Origin of the sequence: Vibrio taketomensis, assembly GCF_009938165.1 — a bacterium.
GTDB lineage: Bacteria > Pseudomonadota > Gammaproteobacteria > Enterobacterales > Vibrionaceae > Vibrio > Vibrio taketomensis.
Genome location: NZ_AP019649.1, coordinates 2008916 through 2024106, shown reverse-complemented (window position 1 = coordinate 2024106; position 15191 = coordinate 2008916). Strand labels below are relative to the sequence as shown.

The following is a 15191-nucleotide window of genomic DNA, read 5'->3' as shown; positions in this document are numbered from 1 at the left end:
AAGTGAGTAATTACTCGTTTGATTTTTCAGGGGACGAAGATTTTCGTCCCCTTGCTGCAAGAATGCGTCCACAAACACTCGACCAATATATTGGTCAGCAGCATATTCTGGGCGAAGGTAAGCCACTACGCCGTGCGCTAGAAGCAGGCCATATTCACTCAATGATTTTGTGGGGGCCTCCAGGCACCGGCAAAACCACACTGGCTGAAGTCGCGGCTAATTATGCCAATGCTGAAGTAGAGCGGGTGTCAGCTGTTACCTCGGGTGTAAAAGAAATCCGTGCGGCGATTGAGCGTGCTCGTGAAAATAAACTTGCTGGTCGAAGAACCATTTTGTTCGTCGACGAGGTGCATCGTTTTAATAAATCGCAGCAAGATGCATTTTTGCCTCATATCGAAGATGGTACAGTCACCTTTATCGGTGCAACGACTGAAAATCCATCGTTTGAGCTTAACAATGCATTGCTGTCACGAGCGCGAGTCTACAAGCTAACCTCGCTCGCAACCGCAGATATTCATCAAGCGTTGCAACAAGCGATAAACGATCCTGAACGTGGCTTGGGCAAAATACCGGCTCACTTTATTGATAATGCGTTAGATCGTCTGGCTGAACTAGTGAACGGCGATGCGCGGATGTCACTGAACTATCTCGAACTTCTGTATGATATGGCAGAAGAGAACGAGGCAGGCGAAAAGCAAATTACGTTGCAGTTATTAGCCGAAGTAGCCGGTGAAAAAGTCTCACGCTTTGATAACAAAGGCGATATTTGGTACGACCTAATCTCGGCTGTACACAAATCAATTCGCGGCTCCAACCCAGATGCTGCCTTGTATTGGGCTGCACGTATGATTGCCGCTGGTTGTGATCCTTTGTACATCGCGCGTCGTTTGTTAGCGATCGCTTCAGAAGATGTAGGTAATGCGGATCCACGAGCGATGCAAGTCGCGCTCTCTGCGTGGGATTGCTTTACTCGCGTTGGCCCTGCTGAAGGTGAGCGTGCGATTGCGCAAGCGATTGTTTACTTGGCGTGCGCACCAAAAAGTAATGCTGTGTACACCGCTTGGAAACAAGCGCTAACGGATGCGCATAACCTTCCTGAATACGAAGTTCCGCACCATTTACGCAATGCACCGACCAGTTTGATGAAAGATCTTGGTTATGGCGCAGAGTATCGATATGCCCATGATGAGCCGGGAGCATATGCGGCTGGCGAGCAGTATTTACCGCCAGAAATGTTAGGAACACGTTACTACCAGCCGACGAATAGAGGCTTAGAAACGAAAATTGGCGAAAAGTTAGATTACTTGGCTAATTTAGACGCAAATAGCCCACAAAAGCGCTATGAAAAGCCGTAATTTTTGGATACATTTGTTCGGTTAATTATTTAGTGTGCGCGCATGATGCGAGCACGCAATTTCACAACTCAAAGCATAGGATTAACAATGCTGGATTCTAAATTACTTCGTACAGAGCTGGAAGAAACAGCTGCTAAACTGGCGCGTCGTGGCTTTACGCTAGACGTGGAAACAATCCGTACACTTGAAGAACAACGTAAGTCCATTCAAGTAGAAGTTGAAAATTTACAATCCACGCGTAACTCGATCTCCAAGCAAATCGGTCAACTGATGGCGGCTGGCGATAAAGAGGGTGCTGAAGAAGTTAAGAAACAAATCGGTACACTTGGTAGCGATCTAGACGCTAAGAAAGTAGAACTTGATGAGCTAATGGCAAAATTGGAAGAGATCACTATGTCTCTACCAAACATCCCTGCTGATGAAGTACCAGATGGCAAAGATGAAAACGACAACGTAGAAATTTCTCGTTGGGGTGAGCCAAAAACTTACGATTTTGATCTAAAAGACCACGTTGATCTAGGCGAACTAGGCGGCGGTCTAGACTTTGCAAGTGCAGTGAAAATCACTGGCGCTCGCTTTATCGTAATGAAAGGTCAGTTCGCACGCCTTCACCGCGCAATCGCTCAGTTCATGCTTGATCTACATACTGATGAGCACGGTTACACTGAGATGTACGTACCTTACCTAGTAAACGCAGACAGCCTATTTGGTACAGGTCAGCTACCTAAGTTTGGTAAAGATCTATTCCATACAGAGCCGCTAGTAGAAAAAGTAAACGATGAAGAGCCACGTAAACTGTCTCTAATTCCTACTGCAGAAGTGCCTGTAACGAACCTAGTACGTGACACGATTTCTGAAGAGGCCGATCTGCCACTTAAGATGACGGCGCACACACCATGTTTCCGTTCAGAAGCGGGTTCTTACGGCCGTGACACTCGTGGTCTAATTCGTATGCACCAGTTCGATAAAGTTGAACTAGTACAAATCACTAAACCAGAAGACTCAATGGCAGCGCTTGAAGAGCTAACTGGTCACGCAGAGAAAGTACTTCAACTTTTAGAGCTTCCATACCGTAAAGTAGTACTTTGTACCGGCGATATGGGCTTCGGTTCACGCAAAACTTACGACCTAGAAGTATGGGTTCCTGCACAGGAAACTTACCGTGAAATCTCTTCATGTTCTAACATGTGGGACTTCCAAGCTCGTCGTATGCAAGCGCGTTTCCGTCGTAAAGGCGAGAAGAAACCTGAGCTAGTACACACGTTAAATGGTTCTGGTCTAGCTGTAGGTCGTACTATGGTTGCTATTCTTGAGAACAACCAAGAAGCTGACGGTCGTATCCGTATCCCAACCGTACTGCAGAAGTACATGGGTGGCGCAGAGTACATTGGCGGTTAATCGCAACGTCTATTGAAGAACCGGCTTTCGAGCCGGTTTTTTTGTAGCAAAAACAATCCAAATAAAGAGATTCAAAATGACTGAGTTTGAAAAAATGGTCGCAGGTGAAGCGTTTGATGGTGGCGATACGTCGATCAACGTGGTACGTGATCGCGCTGCATTGCTGTTGGCAGACTTGAACAATGCTACCGATGAAGAGCGCCGTGGTGAGCTATACAAGCAACTCTTTGCGCACTATGGTGTAGGCAGCATCATTCGTTCGCCATTTTCTTGTGAGTTCGGGCAAACGGTATCGATTGGTGATAAAACCTTTATCAATATGAATGCAACTTTTCTTGATGGTGCACCTATCACGATTGGGAATCATGTGCTGATTGGTCCTAATGCTCAGTTCTACACGGCAAGCCATTCATTGGACCATTTAAGTCGCCGTAATTGGGAAACGTTTTGCAAACCAATTGTAGTTGAAGATGATGTGTGGATTGGTGGTAACGTAGTCATCAACCAAGGCGTCACCATTGGTGCCCGCTCAGTGATTGCAGCTAACTCAGTAGTGACCAAAGATGTTGAGCCTGATTGTTTGTATGGCGGCACACCCGCGAAGTTGATTCGTCGTTTAATTGAGCAATAACCTAAATCAGTAATATTATCTTGCAACGAATGGCGAGATTTTCCCATTAAGTGATAAACAGAACATTCCGTTAGTCGCACCAATATTGGCAAACTGGCATGATCGACATGATTAGCCGTTTATCGCTATTTTGCCGCCATTCCATACAAATACAGATAACAAAGAGACATTCAGTGACATCCGAACGTAAAGCCGCCATCATTTTAATCCTAGGAACCGTAGTATCGGCATTGGGCTGGATCTTTTCCAAAGAAACGATCCAAGGCATGCCACCCTTTGGTTTTGTTGGTTTACGCTTTTTTATTGCCTCACTGTGTTTGCTACCGTTTTGCTATGGTGCATTGAGACGTGCGAGTTGGCGTGATATTCGCTCGGCAGCATTAGTGGGTTGCTTACTCGCTACTGCTTTGATGAGTTGGATTCATGCTATTTCAATTAGTGATACTCTAGGCGAAGGTGCGTTTATTCTTAGCCTATCGATGCTAATGGTGCCTTTTGTTGCTTGGGTTTTGTTTGCTCAGCGTCCAAAGCGGGTTTTCTGGGTGTCGCTGCCGATTGCGATTATCGGTTTGGCTTTTTTATCGCTAACGGGGGGATGGAAAAGTTCAGCTAGCCAGCTTTGGTTTTTGTTTAATGCCGTCGTCTTAGCCATTCATTTCAACTTCAACAGCAAGTTCTCACAAACGTTGCCAGTGCTGGTTCTGACCTGTATTCAATTGTTTGTGACTGGTGTGATAGGGCTAACCGCTAGTGCGCTATTTGAAACCGTACCCGTACAAATTGATGCCTCTATTTGGCGCTGGTTTGCCGCAAGTACAATCTTGGCAACAGCGCTGCGCTATGTGATGCAAACCACGGCACAAAAACACATTTTGCCGGCTAATGCTGCACTTATCATGATTCTAGAACCGATCTGGACGGTCATGCTCAGTGTGGCTTGGTACGGTGAGCAACTGTCATTGCACAAGATAATTGGATGTAGTTTGATTCTATTTTCATTGATTTTGTATCGAACTGACGGGAAGTTGCTGCAATTGTTCCGTAAACAGTAGTTTAGCTATTCAGTTATATAGTTCACGCATTGTCATTAATGCGAATATCATTCTGATAGATATTTGTTTTATCAAAATAAGTATCTATCATCTTTTATCCCGCCAAAACTAACTTTATTGGTGTGAAAAGTGGCATTTAAGTGTGACGCACATAAAAAATGAGTCACAAATTAACGCCGCAATTTGCAGTGAGAAGTGACCTGTACGTTATAAATAAATCTCAAATGTAATCCTTGTGTTGCTAATTGATTTCAATCAATTTTATGTCGATTTGATGTGTTAACTTGGCCGCAAATATAAAGCTTTGGTGATGTATGGACGACTTTAAGCAGTGGTGCTTTCTTTCCGTTGTTCATACAGCAAAGTAAATAATAAGTAAGCCCTACAAGGAAATAACAATGAAAAAAGCAATTTGCAGCCTCGCTGTGCTCGCCGCTCTAACCTCCGCTCAAGCATTCGCCCATCAAGAAGGCGATTTTATTGTCCGAGCGGGTCTCGCCTCAGTCGTGCCAAATGATGATAGTGATATGAACGCCGGCGCTAAAATTGAAGTGGACTCAAATACTCAGCTCGGTCTTACCTTTGGTTATATGTTTACAGACAATATCAGTTTTGAGGTTCTAGCTGCTTCACCTTTTACACATGATATTTCACTGCAAGGTATGGGAAAAGTAGGCGAGACGAAACACCTTCCTCCTACCTTTATGGTCGAATACTACTTTGGTGATTCACAGAGCAAGCTGCGCCCTTATGTAGGTGCGGGTATCAACTACACGGTTTTCTTTGATGAAAAAACCAGTTTGGGTACGCTTTCTTTGGATGATTCGTGGGGCCTTGCCGCGAATGTCGGTTTAGACTACATGCTGAACGATGACTGGTTTATTAATGGTTCTATTTGGTATGCTGATATTGATACTAAAGCCAAAATTAGAGGTGGTGTTGATGTGGATGTGAATGTCGATATCGACCCTTGGATCTTTATGCTATCTGGCGGTTACAAATTCTAGCTTAGAACCGAGCATTAGTGAGACAAAAGCCGACTTTAGAGTCGGCTTTTAACGTTATAGAACGGCAAGGATTAAAGGCTCATCTCACCGCGCAGCACTTGCTGCATTTTTTCTTTGACTTGCTCGTATGTTAAATCTTGGCTAAGCAGGTAATGCAGCTTAGCCAATGCCGCTTCAGAAGTCATATCAAAGCCACTGATCACGCCGGCTTCCGCAAGAGCGCAACCTGTTGCATATCCACCCATATTGACTTTACCTGCTAAACATTGAGTCAGATTCACGACGATCACACCGCGTTCTGAGGCATCTTTAAGGTGTGCAAGTAACTCTGGATTTTGTGGCGCATTGCCCACACCAAAGGTGAGTAGAATCATCGCATTGACGGGTTGTAATAGCGTGTTGCGGATCACCTCGTGAGAAATACCCGGATACATAGTGATCACTCCAATGGGTTGCGGAGTAATATCATGGACTTTGAATTCACCTTGTGGCGCTTCACCCACTTTAACTTCATTGCTGATTTGGATATTAATCCCCGCTTCGAGCAATGGTGGCAGGTTTGGCGAGGTAAATGCATTAAAACCGTCTGCGTGAGATTTGGTGCTGCGGTTGCCACGCATCAACTTGTTATTGAAAAACAAAGTCACTTCGTTGATAGGGTAGTTCGCGGCGATGTGCAGTGCATTGAGCAAGTTTGCTTGGCCGTCTGAACGGAGCTCTGCCAGAGGGATCTGTGAACCAGTCACGATGACGGGTTTGCCCAAATTTTCTAGCATGAATGAGAGCGCTGATGCGGTGTAAGCCATGGTATCAGTACCATGCAGGATCACGAAGCCGTCGTATTTATCATAGTTATCACGGATATCGTCAGCGATCTGTTGCCAATCTGCAGGCGTCATGTCAGAAGAGTCGATGAGTGGTTCGTACTCATGAATGGTGTACTCTGGCATTTCAGGGCGGTGAAACTCAGGCATGCTGGCTAACTGCTTCTCCATAAAACCAGCAACCGGCACGTAGCCGTGGTCATGGGATTTCTGCATGCCAATGGTACCGCCAGTGTATGCGATGTAAATGTGTTTTCTAGCCATTGCTTGAAACCAGTAGTGTATAGGGGAACAGAGGCCGGAATTATAACCCCAACCCACCTTTATATGCGAGTCTCTCCAAGATTCGTCAGGCTTTTAGCGAATGCATTGTTGTGATTGGTGAAAAAATAGTCACGCTGTCACGTGTCCTAATGCATAAAAAAATGGAGCAGATAGATTATCGGCTCCATTTCTTGTCTTAGTCGTTAAGCAGCCTGACCATTATTCGACATTACAGGCTAAACAGAAACTGTAGTGCCCCTTCGGATCATTAAAGCTTTGTAGTAGGTTCATATCTTGATTGACTTGCTGAACCGCTGGTTGCAGTGCTTCCGGAATCAATGACGATACATCAAGGCCAAGTTTGACACTAACTTGGTTGATAAAGTCTTGCATCAATTGTTGAGCAGGCGTCAGAGGCTCTTCGACCCAGTAAATATTGTAACTATCTAAGTCGGCAAGTTTTGCAGCAAGGGCTAACGCATCGTCAAAGTCACCCATTTTGTCGACTAAACCCAGATTCATCGCGTCTTGGCCTGTCCAAACACGTCCTTCAGCAATTTCTTCCATGTTATTGATAGGAAGTTTGCGTGAGTCACTGACCAAGGTGATAAAGCGGTTGTATGCGTGATTAACACCGAGTTGAATGGCCTCTGCAGCCTGTTCTGGAATACCGGTAGTGACACCAACACCAGAAAGCGGAGAGGTACCAATTCCATCTGTGTACACGCCTAGGTTATTGAGTCCTTTTTCAAAGGTGGTAATTACACTAAACACGCCAATTGAACCCGTTATTGTTGTTGGTTGAGCAACAATTTGATCGGCACTCATTGAAATCCAGTACCCGCCTGATGCAGCCACACTAGACATCGACACCACGACAGGCTTGCCGTCTTGTTTTAACGCTTCAATTTCATTGCGAATAACTTCTGAGGCAAATGCGCTGCCTCCTGGGCTGTCGACACGCAGAACAACGGCTTTGACTTTGCTATCGTTGCGAGCTTCACGAAGCAGAGAAGCGACAGTATCGCCACCAACCTTACCGCGAGGTTGGCTTCCATCTAGAATTGCCCCACTCGCAACCACCACTGCGATATCTTGTTTATTGATATCAAAATTACTCGGTAGGCTTGCTAGGTAATCGTAATAGCCAATATGTGGGTAAGTGTCGGCACCATCGCGGCCAAACGCTTCAATCAGTTCAGCACGAACTTGTTGGCGAGTTGCGAGTTGATCGACTAGCCCCAATTGCAGTGATAGCGCAGCAAGGTCACCATTGGTACTTTCCAGTTGCGAGAGCAGTTGGTCCATGGTTGGGTTTAATACCTTGGCATCAACGGAACGGTTAGTTGATACATCATCGACATAAGCCCCCCAAAGTTGTCCCAACCAACGAGCATTGGCTTCTTTAGCTTCTTTAGACATGTCATCGCGAATAAATGGCTCAATTGCAGATTTGTAGGTGCCAACGCGGAATACATGAGTATTGACGTCCAGTTTCTCAAGTAAGGTTTTGTAGTACATGCTGTAAGCGCTGTAGCCTTTGATCATCACCGCGCCATCTGGAGCGAGGAAAATTTTGTCGGCGTAGCTTGCAAGGTAATACTGGCTTTGATTGTAGAAATCACCAACCGCATAAATAGGTTTGCCGGATGCTTTGAATTCATTTAACGCTTTGGCGATGTAGCGTAGTTTGGTCAAATTCGTCTCTGGCATGTCGTGCAAAGCAAGGACAATGCCCGTGATGTTGCTGTCGTTTTTCGCATGACGAATACTTCTTACTACATCAAACAGCACGTTTTCACGTGGCAAGTCATCCCCGAATAGGGTGCCTGTCAGCGAATCCATTGGGTTGTGGTAAGTAGACTGTTCCACAATTGGCCCTGATAAATTTAGGATCAAGGCTGACGCTTTTGGCGCTGGTGGTGTGATAGCGGAATCTACATTACTAAAGGCAAAGTAGATAAGTGCAATCAGTAGCAAGAAAAATAAGTTAGCGAGAGCAACGCGGACAAAGGTAATTAACCGCCATATCCCTTTGAAGAAGAGCCCTATATATCTAAAAATGGTTTTCATTGTTTCCCCGCGGTACTTGCTTTGAGTTGTTGTGTTCTAAGTCACATCCTACTGAATGTTAAGGAATATCGCCACAATCTTTATTTTTCAATCGGTGACAATACCGTTAAGTGATACCGTGAATTCCTGAAATTGAGCGAGACCAGTGTTCATAAACTATAACCCATCATTCTTTCGGTAGTGGCTTCGAGTCGTCTTTTGTTCGTTTGTACAATTTGGGTGGCAATTAAGTTTATGGATCAGAAGCGTAAAACAATTGTCTACGTTAGAAAGTGAGTTATGTTTCAAAAATGTAAACAGAAGTTTGATTTTTGATTGTCTTCGTCATAATCTGGTCAGACCACAAGGACAATAATGAAAGTGATGTTTGCCATGTACTCAAATTTGCTTAAACCATTAGATTTAGGTTTCACCCAGTTGAAGAATCGCGTTTTGATGGGTTCGATGCATACAGGGTTGGAAGAGGATAAACAAGGCTTAGATAAACTCGCTGCATTCTATGCTGAGCGTGCAAAAGGAGGCGTAGGTTTGATCGTCACGGGTGGTTTCTCACCCAACTTGCGTGGACGATTACATCCGTTTAGTGCTGAGTTCAGTAAACCTAAACATGCGCAAGCGCATCAGGTGGTGACTGAGGCGGTACATCAGCATGGTGGGAAAATTGCCTTGCAACTTTTACATGCTGGTCGTTACGCCCTGCATCCATTCGCTCAGAGCGCCTCTGCGATCAAAGCGCCCATTGCTCGTTTTTCGCCGAGTGCGATGAGCGATCGTCAAATAAACAAAACCATTCAAGCCTTTGCCAATAGCGCCGCGTTAGCCCAACAAGCGGGCTATGACGGGGTAGAAGTGATGGGCTCTGAGGGATATTTGATTAACCAGTTTATCTGTCAGCGCACGAATACCCGTTACGATGACTGGGGTGGAAGCTACCAAAACCGTATGCGTTTTCCACTAGAGATCGTGAAAGCGATTCGCGCTGAAGTTGGTGAGCAGTTCATTATTATTTTCCGCTTGTCGATGCTCGACTTGGTTGAGCAGGGCAGTACTTTTGATGAGGTGGTTGAGTTAGCTCAAGCGCTAGAAAAGGCGGGAGTAACATTACTTAATACGGGTATCGGCTGGCATGAAGCGAGAATACCAACCATCGCAACGCAGGTACCTCGCGGTGCGTTTACTTGGGTAACGGAAAAAGTTCGTCCCCATGTTTCAATTCCTATTATCACCTGTAACCGCATTAATATGCCGCAAGAGGCAGAAGATATTTTGGCTGCAGGCCAAGCAGATATGGTGTCGATGGCTCGCCCGTTTTTGGCAGATCCATATTTCGTAGCCAAAGCAGAGCAGCAGAAGTCGCAATTGATAAATACCTGCATCGGTTGTAATCAAGCGTGTTTGGATAACGTCTTCAAAGGCAAAGCGGCCAGTTGTTTGGTTAACCCTTATGCGTGTCGCGAAACCGAATTGGTAGAGAAACCGGCTCATGCGAGCAAGAATATTGCGGTGGTCGGTGCCGGTCCGGCGGGTTTGGCTTGTGCGACCACATTAGCAAAGCGTGGTCATCAAGTAGACCTCTTTGAGCGCAATGATCGCATCGGTGGGCAATTCCGTCTCGCGATGCAAATTCCGGGTAAAGAAGAGTTTCGTGAAACCATTCGCTACTTCGCCAATCAAGTCGATGAAACCGGCGTTAAACTACATTTAGAAACAGAAGCGAACTTTGACCTACTCAAAGAGTATGATGAAGTCATTATTGCTTCAGGGGTCCAACCTCGCTCCGTCGATATTCCTGGCTTAGCCAATTCTAATAAAGTGGTGGACTATCAAACACTGATTAAAGAGAAAACTTATCTCGGTGATAAAATCGCTATTGTGGGAGCGGGTGGGATAGGCATTGATGTCGCGACAATGATAACCGAACCTGAGCATCAGCAACTTGATGATTGGTTACATGAATGGGGTATTGATAAAGAGATCACTCATCCCGGAGGACTTTACCCATTTCCAGATGTAGCCAGTGACAAAGAGGTGTGGGTGTTCCAACGACGCAAAGGTAGAGTTGGTAAAGGGCCCGGCAAAACAACGGGATGGATTCATAAACGCACGTTAGAAAAGCGCGGGGTGAATTTGCTTGGTGGGGTAGAGTACCAATCGATAGACGAACAGGGGCTTCAGATTAAGTATGAGGGTGAGTCGATGACGATTCATGCCGACAGCATTGTTATTTGTGCCGGACAAGAGTCAGTAAGGCCGTTTGAAGATAAATGGTCACAACTTGGTGATAAGCTTCATGTGATCGGTGGTGCGGACCATGCCGGCGAACTTGATGCAGTGCGAGCAATTCGCCAAGGTGTAGAGTTAGGGCTCAAGCTTTAACATTTATGATGAGTTGTGTTTTTAAACGATGAATAAAGCCCCGAATATCGGGGCTTATCTTTATCTGGATTACTACGAGTCTTTAGCGAAATGAAACGATTAACTCTTATTTTGCCAGTTCGTAGTTTTCTTGCATCTCTTGCGGTGCAATACCGTATTCGTAGTCAGCAAGGAAGCCATCTTTGTAGACTTTCATGCCTTTGTCATCCCAGCTCACTTTGATGATTGCGGTTTTGCCGTCAGTTGAGCCAAGCAGTTTTAGCGTGGCATCATCAATCTTAATCGCTTTAATCGTTGCAATGCGTTTAAATGGCTTAAATTCAGTACTGGTTGGTAGGTTCCCGTATGTTTCTACCCATACATTTTTCGGTACTAACCACTGGTTATACACATCACCTACAATCGGCTTATTCATGCTGGCGATGACGACGTTATCGGTCATGACATTATTGGTTTCTAGGCTGTAACCCCCTTTACCATCAGAGACGTAAGTCGGGAAATCCATGCCTAGCTCTTGCTGTTTTGGTAGACGACCAAGCGTCGGAGCTTTTTTGATATACAGCTCAGCAGACTCAAATTGCTGCATAATTTGAGGGATTTTTTGAAACTCAACCGGCTCTGCAGCCAATGCAGGGCAAGCAAGTGCAGCAGACAGTGCGGCAATTAGAAAGGTCTTTTTCATGTTGTTGCTCATTATTATTAACGTCAGTACCAAGTTGAATTCTCTTGGTATCAAGTCGATGTCGACTTGGCGCGTCAGTATAGTGAGGGCGCTGAAGGTTGGGTATCTGTTAGAGTGCGGAAATACGCGTGTGATTGAAAGAATGGGATAATCGTCACGCTACTAAATGGCGTGAGATGCAGTAGAAGCACCACGACGAAATTTAAGCCAGCGTTTCAGTTCAAATTTCGTCGTTGGTGTTGATTCACGACTATAAAATCACCGTTTTGTTGCCGTAAACAAATACGCGATCGTTCACTACTTTGGTGAGCGCACGGCTCAGTACGTTTTTCTCAACGTCACGACCAGCTTGTGCCATATCTGCTGCGGTGAGGGTGTGATCAACGGGAATCACATCTTGCTTAATGATCGGCCCTTCATCTAAGTCGTTGGTAACAAAGTGCGCGGTCGCACCGATGATCTTTACACCTCGATCAAACGCTTGTTGGTACGGTTTCGCGCCAATAAATGCTGGCAAGAAACTGTGGTGAATATTGATGATTTTGTGATGGAATTTTTCCACGAAAGTTGGCGTTAATACGCGCATGTATTTAGCCAGTACCAGATAGTCCGCTTGATACGGCTCAATGACTGCCAATAGCTTCGCTTCGTGCTCTTCGCGCGATAGATTCTCATGACTCACGTGATGGTAAGGGATATCAAACTTCTCGGTTAAACCTTGCAACTTATCGTAATTACCCACCACTGCGGCAATGTCAATATCTAAGCTGCCATCGTAAGTTTTCATTAAAATATCGCCTAAACAATGTGCTTCTTTGGTGACTAAAATCACCACACGTTTGCGGCTTGAGTCGACCAATTTGCGTTTGGCTCCCGTTGGCAATGCGTGATCTAAATCCGCCAAAAAAGTCGTGTCGTTGAAATAACCTTCTAACTCGGTACGCATAAAAAAGTGACCGCTAGAGTTATCCACGTATTCACTGTTATGAATAATGTTTAGTTGGTGTTTATAACAAATATTGGTGATTTTAGAGATAAGCCCTGGGGCATCACTACAGTGAGTTAGCAGTGTTTTCTTTTCCATTTAGTTCGTACTTCCGTGATTTATTTTTTTCGTATTCTGAAATTTTTCAGAGGTTTATAAGAGTGAGCTAAACCTCATTAATAGGCTAACAATTAAACTAATATCATTCAGAATTCAACCAATAATCTGCATTTAGTGGATTAGCAGTTGTCGTTTTCATTCCTCATTGAGTGTCTTAAGGTGGTTGTTATGGATAAAGAACTATTAGCCCGTAAACTATACAGCGAAAGAGTGAACAGTCTGCTAGGTGACTGTCAGCTAGACCAATCCATTTTAAGTGAAATGTGGGAATCGAAAGCGTCGCCAAGTGATGCAGCTAAAGCAATTATTGATAGTCAAAGTGAGTTTGAGGGACCAGCATGGTTATCTCGTTACCTCAATCGACGCTGATGATTTGTAGCGAAATGAACAATCGACAAAACGCGACTGCTTAGAGTCGCGTTTTTGTATTTAAACAGGCTATAATCGCCCTTTAAAATCGCTCACCGCTGCACTTCAATGATCACAAAAACCTTTTCACAAGATGGCGCTTTGGGTAAAGCCATACCCGGCTTTCAGCCTCGTCAGGCACAGCTTGATATGGCAGAAGCGGTACACAAAGCGATTAAAGACCAAGCTCAACTTGTGATCGAAGCCGGAACAGGGACAGGCAAAACCTTTGCCTATTTAGTGCCCGCGCTGTTGAGTGGCAAAAAGACCATTATCAGTACCGGTTCAAAAAACCTGCAAGAGCAGCTATTCCATCGTGACTTACCTTTGATGACATCTGCACTTGGCTTTTACGGCCAAGTGGCGCTACTAAAAGGGCGGGCTAATTATCTATGCATCGAACGCCTGACGCGCCAAATGGTGGAAAGCCATACCACTCATGCAGATCCAACATTATTGACTCAATTGGTCAAAGTGCGCGCTTGGTCATCAGAGAGTAAAACGGGGGATTTGGGAGAATGTGATGCGATTGCTGAAGATAGTCCCGTTATTCCAACCATTACTTCAACCAATGATAATTGCCTTGGTAAGGAGTGTCCAAATTACACCGAGTGCTTTGTACTCAAAGCGCGTAAAAAAGCATTAGATGCCGATGTCGTGGTGGTTAACCATCACCTCTTTATGGCGGATTTGGCCATCAAAGAGACGGGGTTCGGAGAGCTGATCCCTGAAGCGGAAGTTTTCATCTTTGATGAGGCGCATCAAATACCCGATATCGCCAGCCAGTATTTTGGCCAAAGCGTCTCGAGTCGTCAGATTCAAGAGCTTGCAAAAGATATTGAAATTGGTTATCGCACTGAAGCTAAAGACATGCGCCAACTGCAAAAAGTGGCGGATAAATTAGTGCAGTCAGCGGGTGACCTACGCATTTGTTTGGGTGAGCCAGGCTTTCGTGGTAACTGGCGTGAAGCGATTAATTCCCCGACCATAGCTCGCGAAGTTGAACGTGTGCGAGAGGCTCTGGATTTCGCGATTGATGTGTTAAAAATTGCACTAGGTCGGAGCCAAATTCTTGATGTGGCATTTGAGCGAGCGCATACGATTAAAGCGCGCATTGAGCGAGTCTGCGACGTATCGATTACGGGTTATTCATACTGGTTTGATACGACACCACGTCACTTTAGTTTGCATATCACACCGCTTAGTGTGGCGGATAAGTTTCATGAACAGATTGAACTCAAACAGGGGACTTGGATTTTTACTTCCGCAACATTGGCCGTGAACGATGATTTTGGTCATTTCACCTCACGATTGGGGCTTAAGCCTGCAGCGCAGTTTTCATTACCAAGCCCGTTTGATTATCAGACACAAGCGAGACTGTGTGTACCTCGTTATCTGCCCGAACCCAACAGTGCCGGTCTCGCGGATAAGTTGGTGACCATGCTAGCGCCAGTCATTGAACAAAACCAAGGGCGCTGTTTCTTTCTTTGTACCTCACATAGCATGATGCGAGAGTTAGGCGAGCGATTTCGTGAAGTGCTCACCGTGCCCGTGTTAATGCAAGGTGAGACGAGTAAACAGAAAACGCTGGCGGAGTTTATGACGCTTGGGAATGCGTTGCTGGTGGCAACCGGTGCCTTCTGGGAAGGGATTGATGTTAGAGGTGATACACTGAGCTGTGTTATTATCGATAAATTACCGTTTACCGCACCCGATGATCCGCTATTAAAAGCACGGATCGAAGATTGTCGATTGAGTGGGGGCGACCCGTTTGCTCAAGTTCAAATCCCTGATGCGGTGATTACCCTAAAGCAAGGGGTTGGGCGACTGATTCGAGACCAACAAGATAAAGGCGTGCTGATCATATGTGATAATCGTTTAGTCACGCGCGAATATGGCGGGGTATTTCTCGCCAGTTTACCCGCTATTCCACGTACGCGTGATTTAGGGGTAATCGAAGATTTTCTTCGAGAGATTTCTGAAACTAGTACCAATGAGTAACAATAATCAAAGTAT

General features: G+C 45.3%; 12 protein-coding genes. 8 read left to right on the top strand and 4 right to left on the bottom strand.

The genetic code is table 11. The features are described 5' to 3' along the window. Window positions 1-2 precede the first annotated feature (2 nt). From Vt282_RS09150 to ompW, 5 genes are all read left to right on the top strand, one after another. Entirely contained in the window at window positions 3-1355 is a 1353-nt protein-coding gene (locus Vt282_RS09150) for a replication-associated recombination protein A (protein WP_162063206.1), read from the top strand. A gap of 87 nt (window positions 1356-1442) precedes the next feature. Continuing rightward, window positions 1443-2753 (top strand): serine--tRNA ligase, encoded by a 1311-nt coding sequence (gene serS, locus Vt282_RS09145; RefSeq protein WP_162063205.1) that lies wholly within the window; start codon window positions 1443-1445, stop codon window positions 2751-2753. 76 nt (window positions 2754-2829) lie between these two features. Beyond that, on the top strand, window positions 2830-3384 hold the full coding sequence (locus Vt282_RS09140) for a sugar O-acetyltransferase (protein ID WP_162045976.1): 555 nt from the start codon (window positions 2830-2832) through the stop codon (window positions 3382-3384). A 173-nt stretch (window positions 3385-3557) separates the two neighbouring features. Beyond that, on the top strand, window positions 3558-4436 hold the full coding sequence (locus Vt282_RS09135) for a DMT family transporter (RefSeq protein WP_162063204.1): 879 nt from the start codon (window positions 3558-3560) through the stop codon (window positions 4434-4436). Between the two features lie 398 nt (window positions 4437-4834). After that, window positions 4835-5443 carry an outer membrane protein OmpW gene (gene ompW, locus Vt282_RS09130; RefSeq protein WP_162045978.1) on the top strand — a complete coding sequence of 203 codons (609 nt, stop codon included), beginning with the start codon at window positions 4835-4837 and terminating at the stop codon, window positions 5441-5443. A gap of 71 nt (window positions 5444-5514) precedes the next feature. Here the strand turns inward: ompW and ansA are convergent, their stop codons facing one another. Both ansA and sppA read right to left on the bottom strand, forming a co-directional pair. After that, window positions 5515-6531 (bottom strand): asparaginase, encoded by a 1017-nt coding sequence (gene ansA / locus Vt282_RS09125; protein WP_162045979.1) that lies wholly within the window; start codon window positions 6529-6531, stop codon window positions 5515-5517. A gap of 219 nt (window positions 6532-6750) precedes the next feature. Next, window positions 6751-8604 carry a signal peptide peptidase SppA gene (gene sppA, locus Vt282_RS09120; RefSeq protein ID WP_162045980.1) on the bottom strand — a complete coding sequence of 618 codons (1854 nt, stop codon included), beginning with the start codon at window positions 8602-8604 and terminating at the stop codon, window positions 6751-6753. A 363-nt stretch (window positions 8605-8967) separates the two neighbouring features. Between sppA and Vt282_RS09115 the strand changes: the two genes are divergently transcribed. Beyond that, window positions 8968-10980, top strand: a complete 2013-nt coding sequence (locus tag Vt282_RS09115; protein ID WP_174855838.1) for an NADPH-dependent 2,4-dienoyl-CoA reductase — start codon at window positions 8968-8970, stop codon at window positions 10978-10980. Window positions 10981-11086: 106 nt separating this feature from the next. Here Vt282_RS09115 and Vt282_RS09110 read toward each other — a convergent pair whose 3' ends face one another. Together Vt282_RS09110 and purU are read right to left on the bottom strand one after the other, a co-directional pair. Then, the gene (locus Vt282_RS09110; RefSeq protein ID WP_162063203.1) at window positions 11087-11662 is read right to left on the bottom strand and encodes a hypothetical protein; all 576 of its coding nucleotides are present in this window, start codon (window positions 11660-11662) and stop codon (window positions 11087-11089) included. A gap of 250 nt (window positions 11663-11912) precedes the next feature. Beyond that, a complete protein-coding gene (gene purU / locus Vt282_RS09105) occupies window positions 11913-12746 on the bottom strand; it encodes a formyltetrahydrofolate deformylase (protein ID WP_162063202.1) in 834 nt (277 codons plus the stop codon). A gap of 189 nt (window positions 12747-12935) precedes the next feature. Between purU and Vt282_RS09100 the strand changes: the two genes are divergently transcribed. Together Vt282_RS09100 and Vt282_RS09095 are read left to right on the top strand one after the other, a co-directional pair. Beyond that, on the top strand, window positions 12936-13136 hold the full coding sequence (locus Vt282_RS09100) for a hypothetical protein (RefSeq protein WP_162045983.1): 201 nt from the start codon (window positions 12936-12938) through the stop codon (window positions 13134-13136). Between the two features lie 108 nt (window positions 13137-13244). Further along, window positions 13245-15176: an ATP-dependent DNA helicase gene (locus tag Vt282_RS09095; RefSeq protein WP_162063201.1), complete on the top strand. Its 1932-nt coding sequence runs from the start codon at window positions 13245-13247 to the stop codon at window positions 15174-15176. Window positions 15177-15191: the final 15 nt, after the last annotated feature.

Bases quoted from the DNA above. Each gene is read 5' to 3' on its own strand.
- Vt282_RS09095 (WP_162063201.1), top strand. From the start codon at position 13,245: ATGATCACAAAAACCTTTTCACAAGATGGCGCTTTGGGTAAAGCCATA.
- Vt282_RS09100 (WP_162045983.1), top strand. From the start codon at position 12,936: ATGGATAAAGAACTATTAGCCCGTAAACTATACAGCGAAAGAGTGAAC.
- ansA (WP_162045979.1), bottom strand. From the start codon at position 6,531: ATGGCTAGAAAACACATTTACATCGCATACACTGGCGGTACCATTGGC.
- Vt282_RS09115 (WP_174855838.1), top strand. From the start codon at position 8,968: ATGTTTGCCATGTACTCAAATTTGCTTAAACCATTAGATTTAGGTTTC.
- ompW (WP_162045978.1), top strand. From the start codon at position 4,835: ATGAAAAAAGCAATTTGCAGCCTCGCTGTGCTCGCCGCTCTAACCTCC.
- purU (WP_162063202.1), bottom strand. From the start codon at position 12,746: ATGGAAAAGAAAACACTGCTAACTCACTGTAGTGATGCCCCAGGGCTT.
- sppA (WP_162045980.1), bottom strand. From the start codon at position 8,604: ATGAAAACCATTTTTAGATATATAGGGCTCTTCTTCAAAGGGATATGG.
- serS (WP_162063205.1), top strand. From the start codon at position 1,443: ATGCTGGATTCTAAATTACTTCGTACAGAGCTGGAAGAAACAGCTGCT.
- Vt282_RS09110 (WP_162063203.1), bottom strand. From the start codon at position 11,662: ATGAAAAAGACCTTTCTAATTGCCGCACTGTCTGCTGCACTTGCTTGC.
- Vt282_RS09140 (WP_162045976.1), top strand. From the start codon at position 2,830: ATGACTGAGTTTGAAAAAATGGTCGCAGGTGAAGCGTTTGATGGTGGC.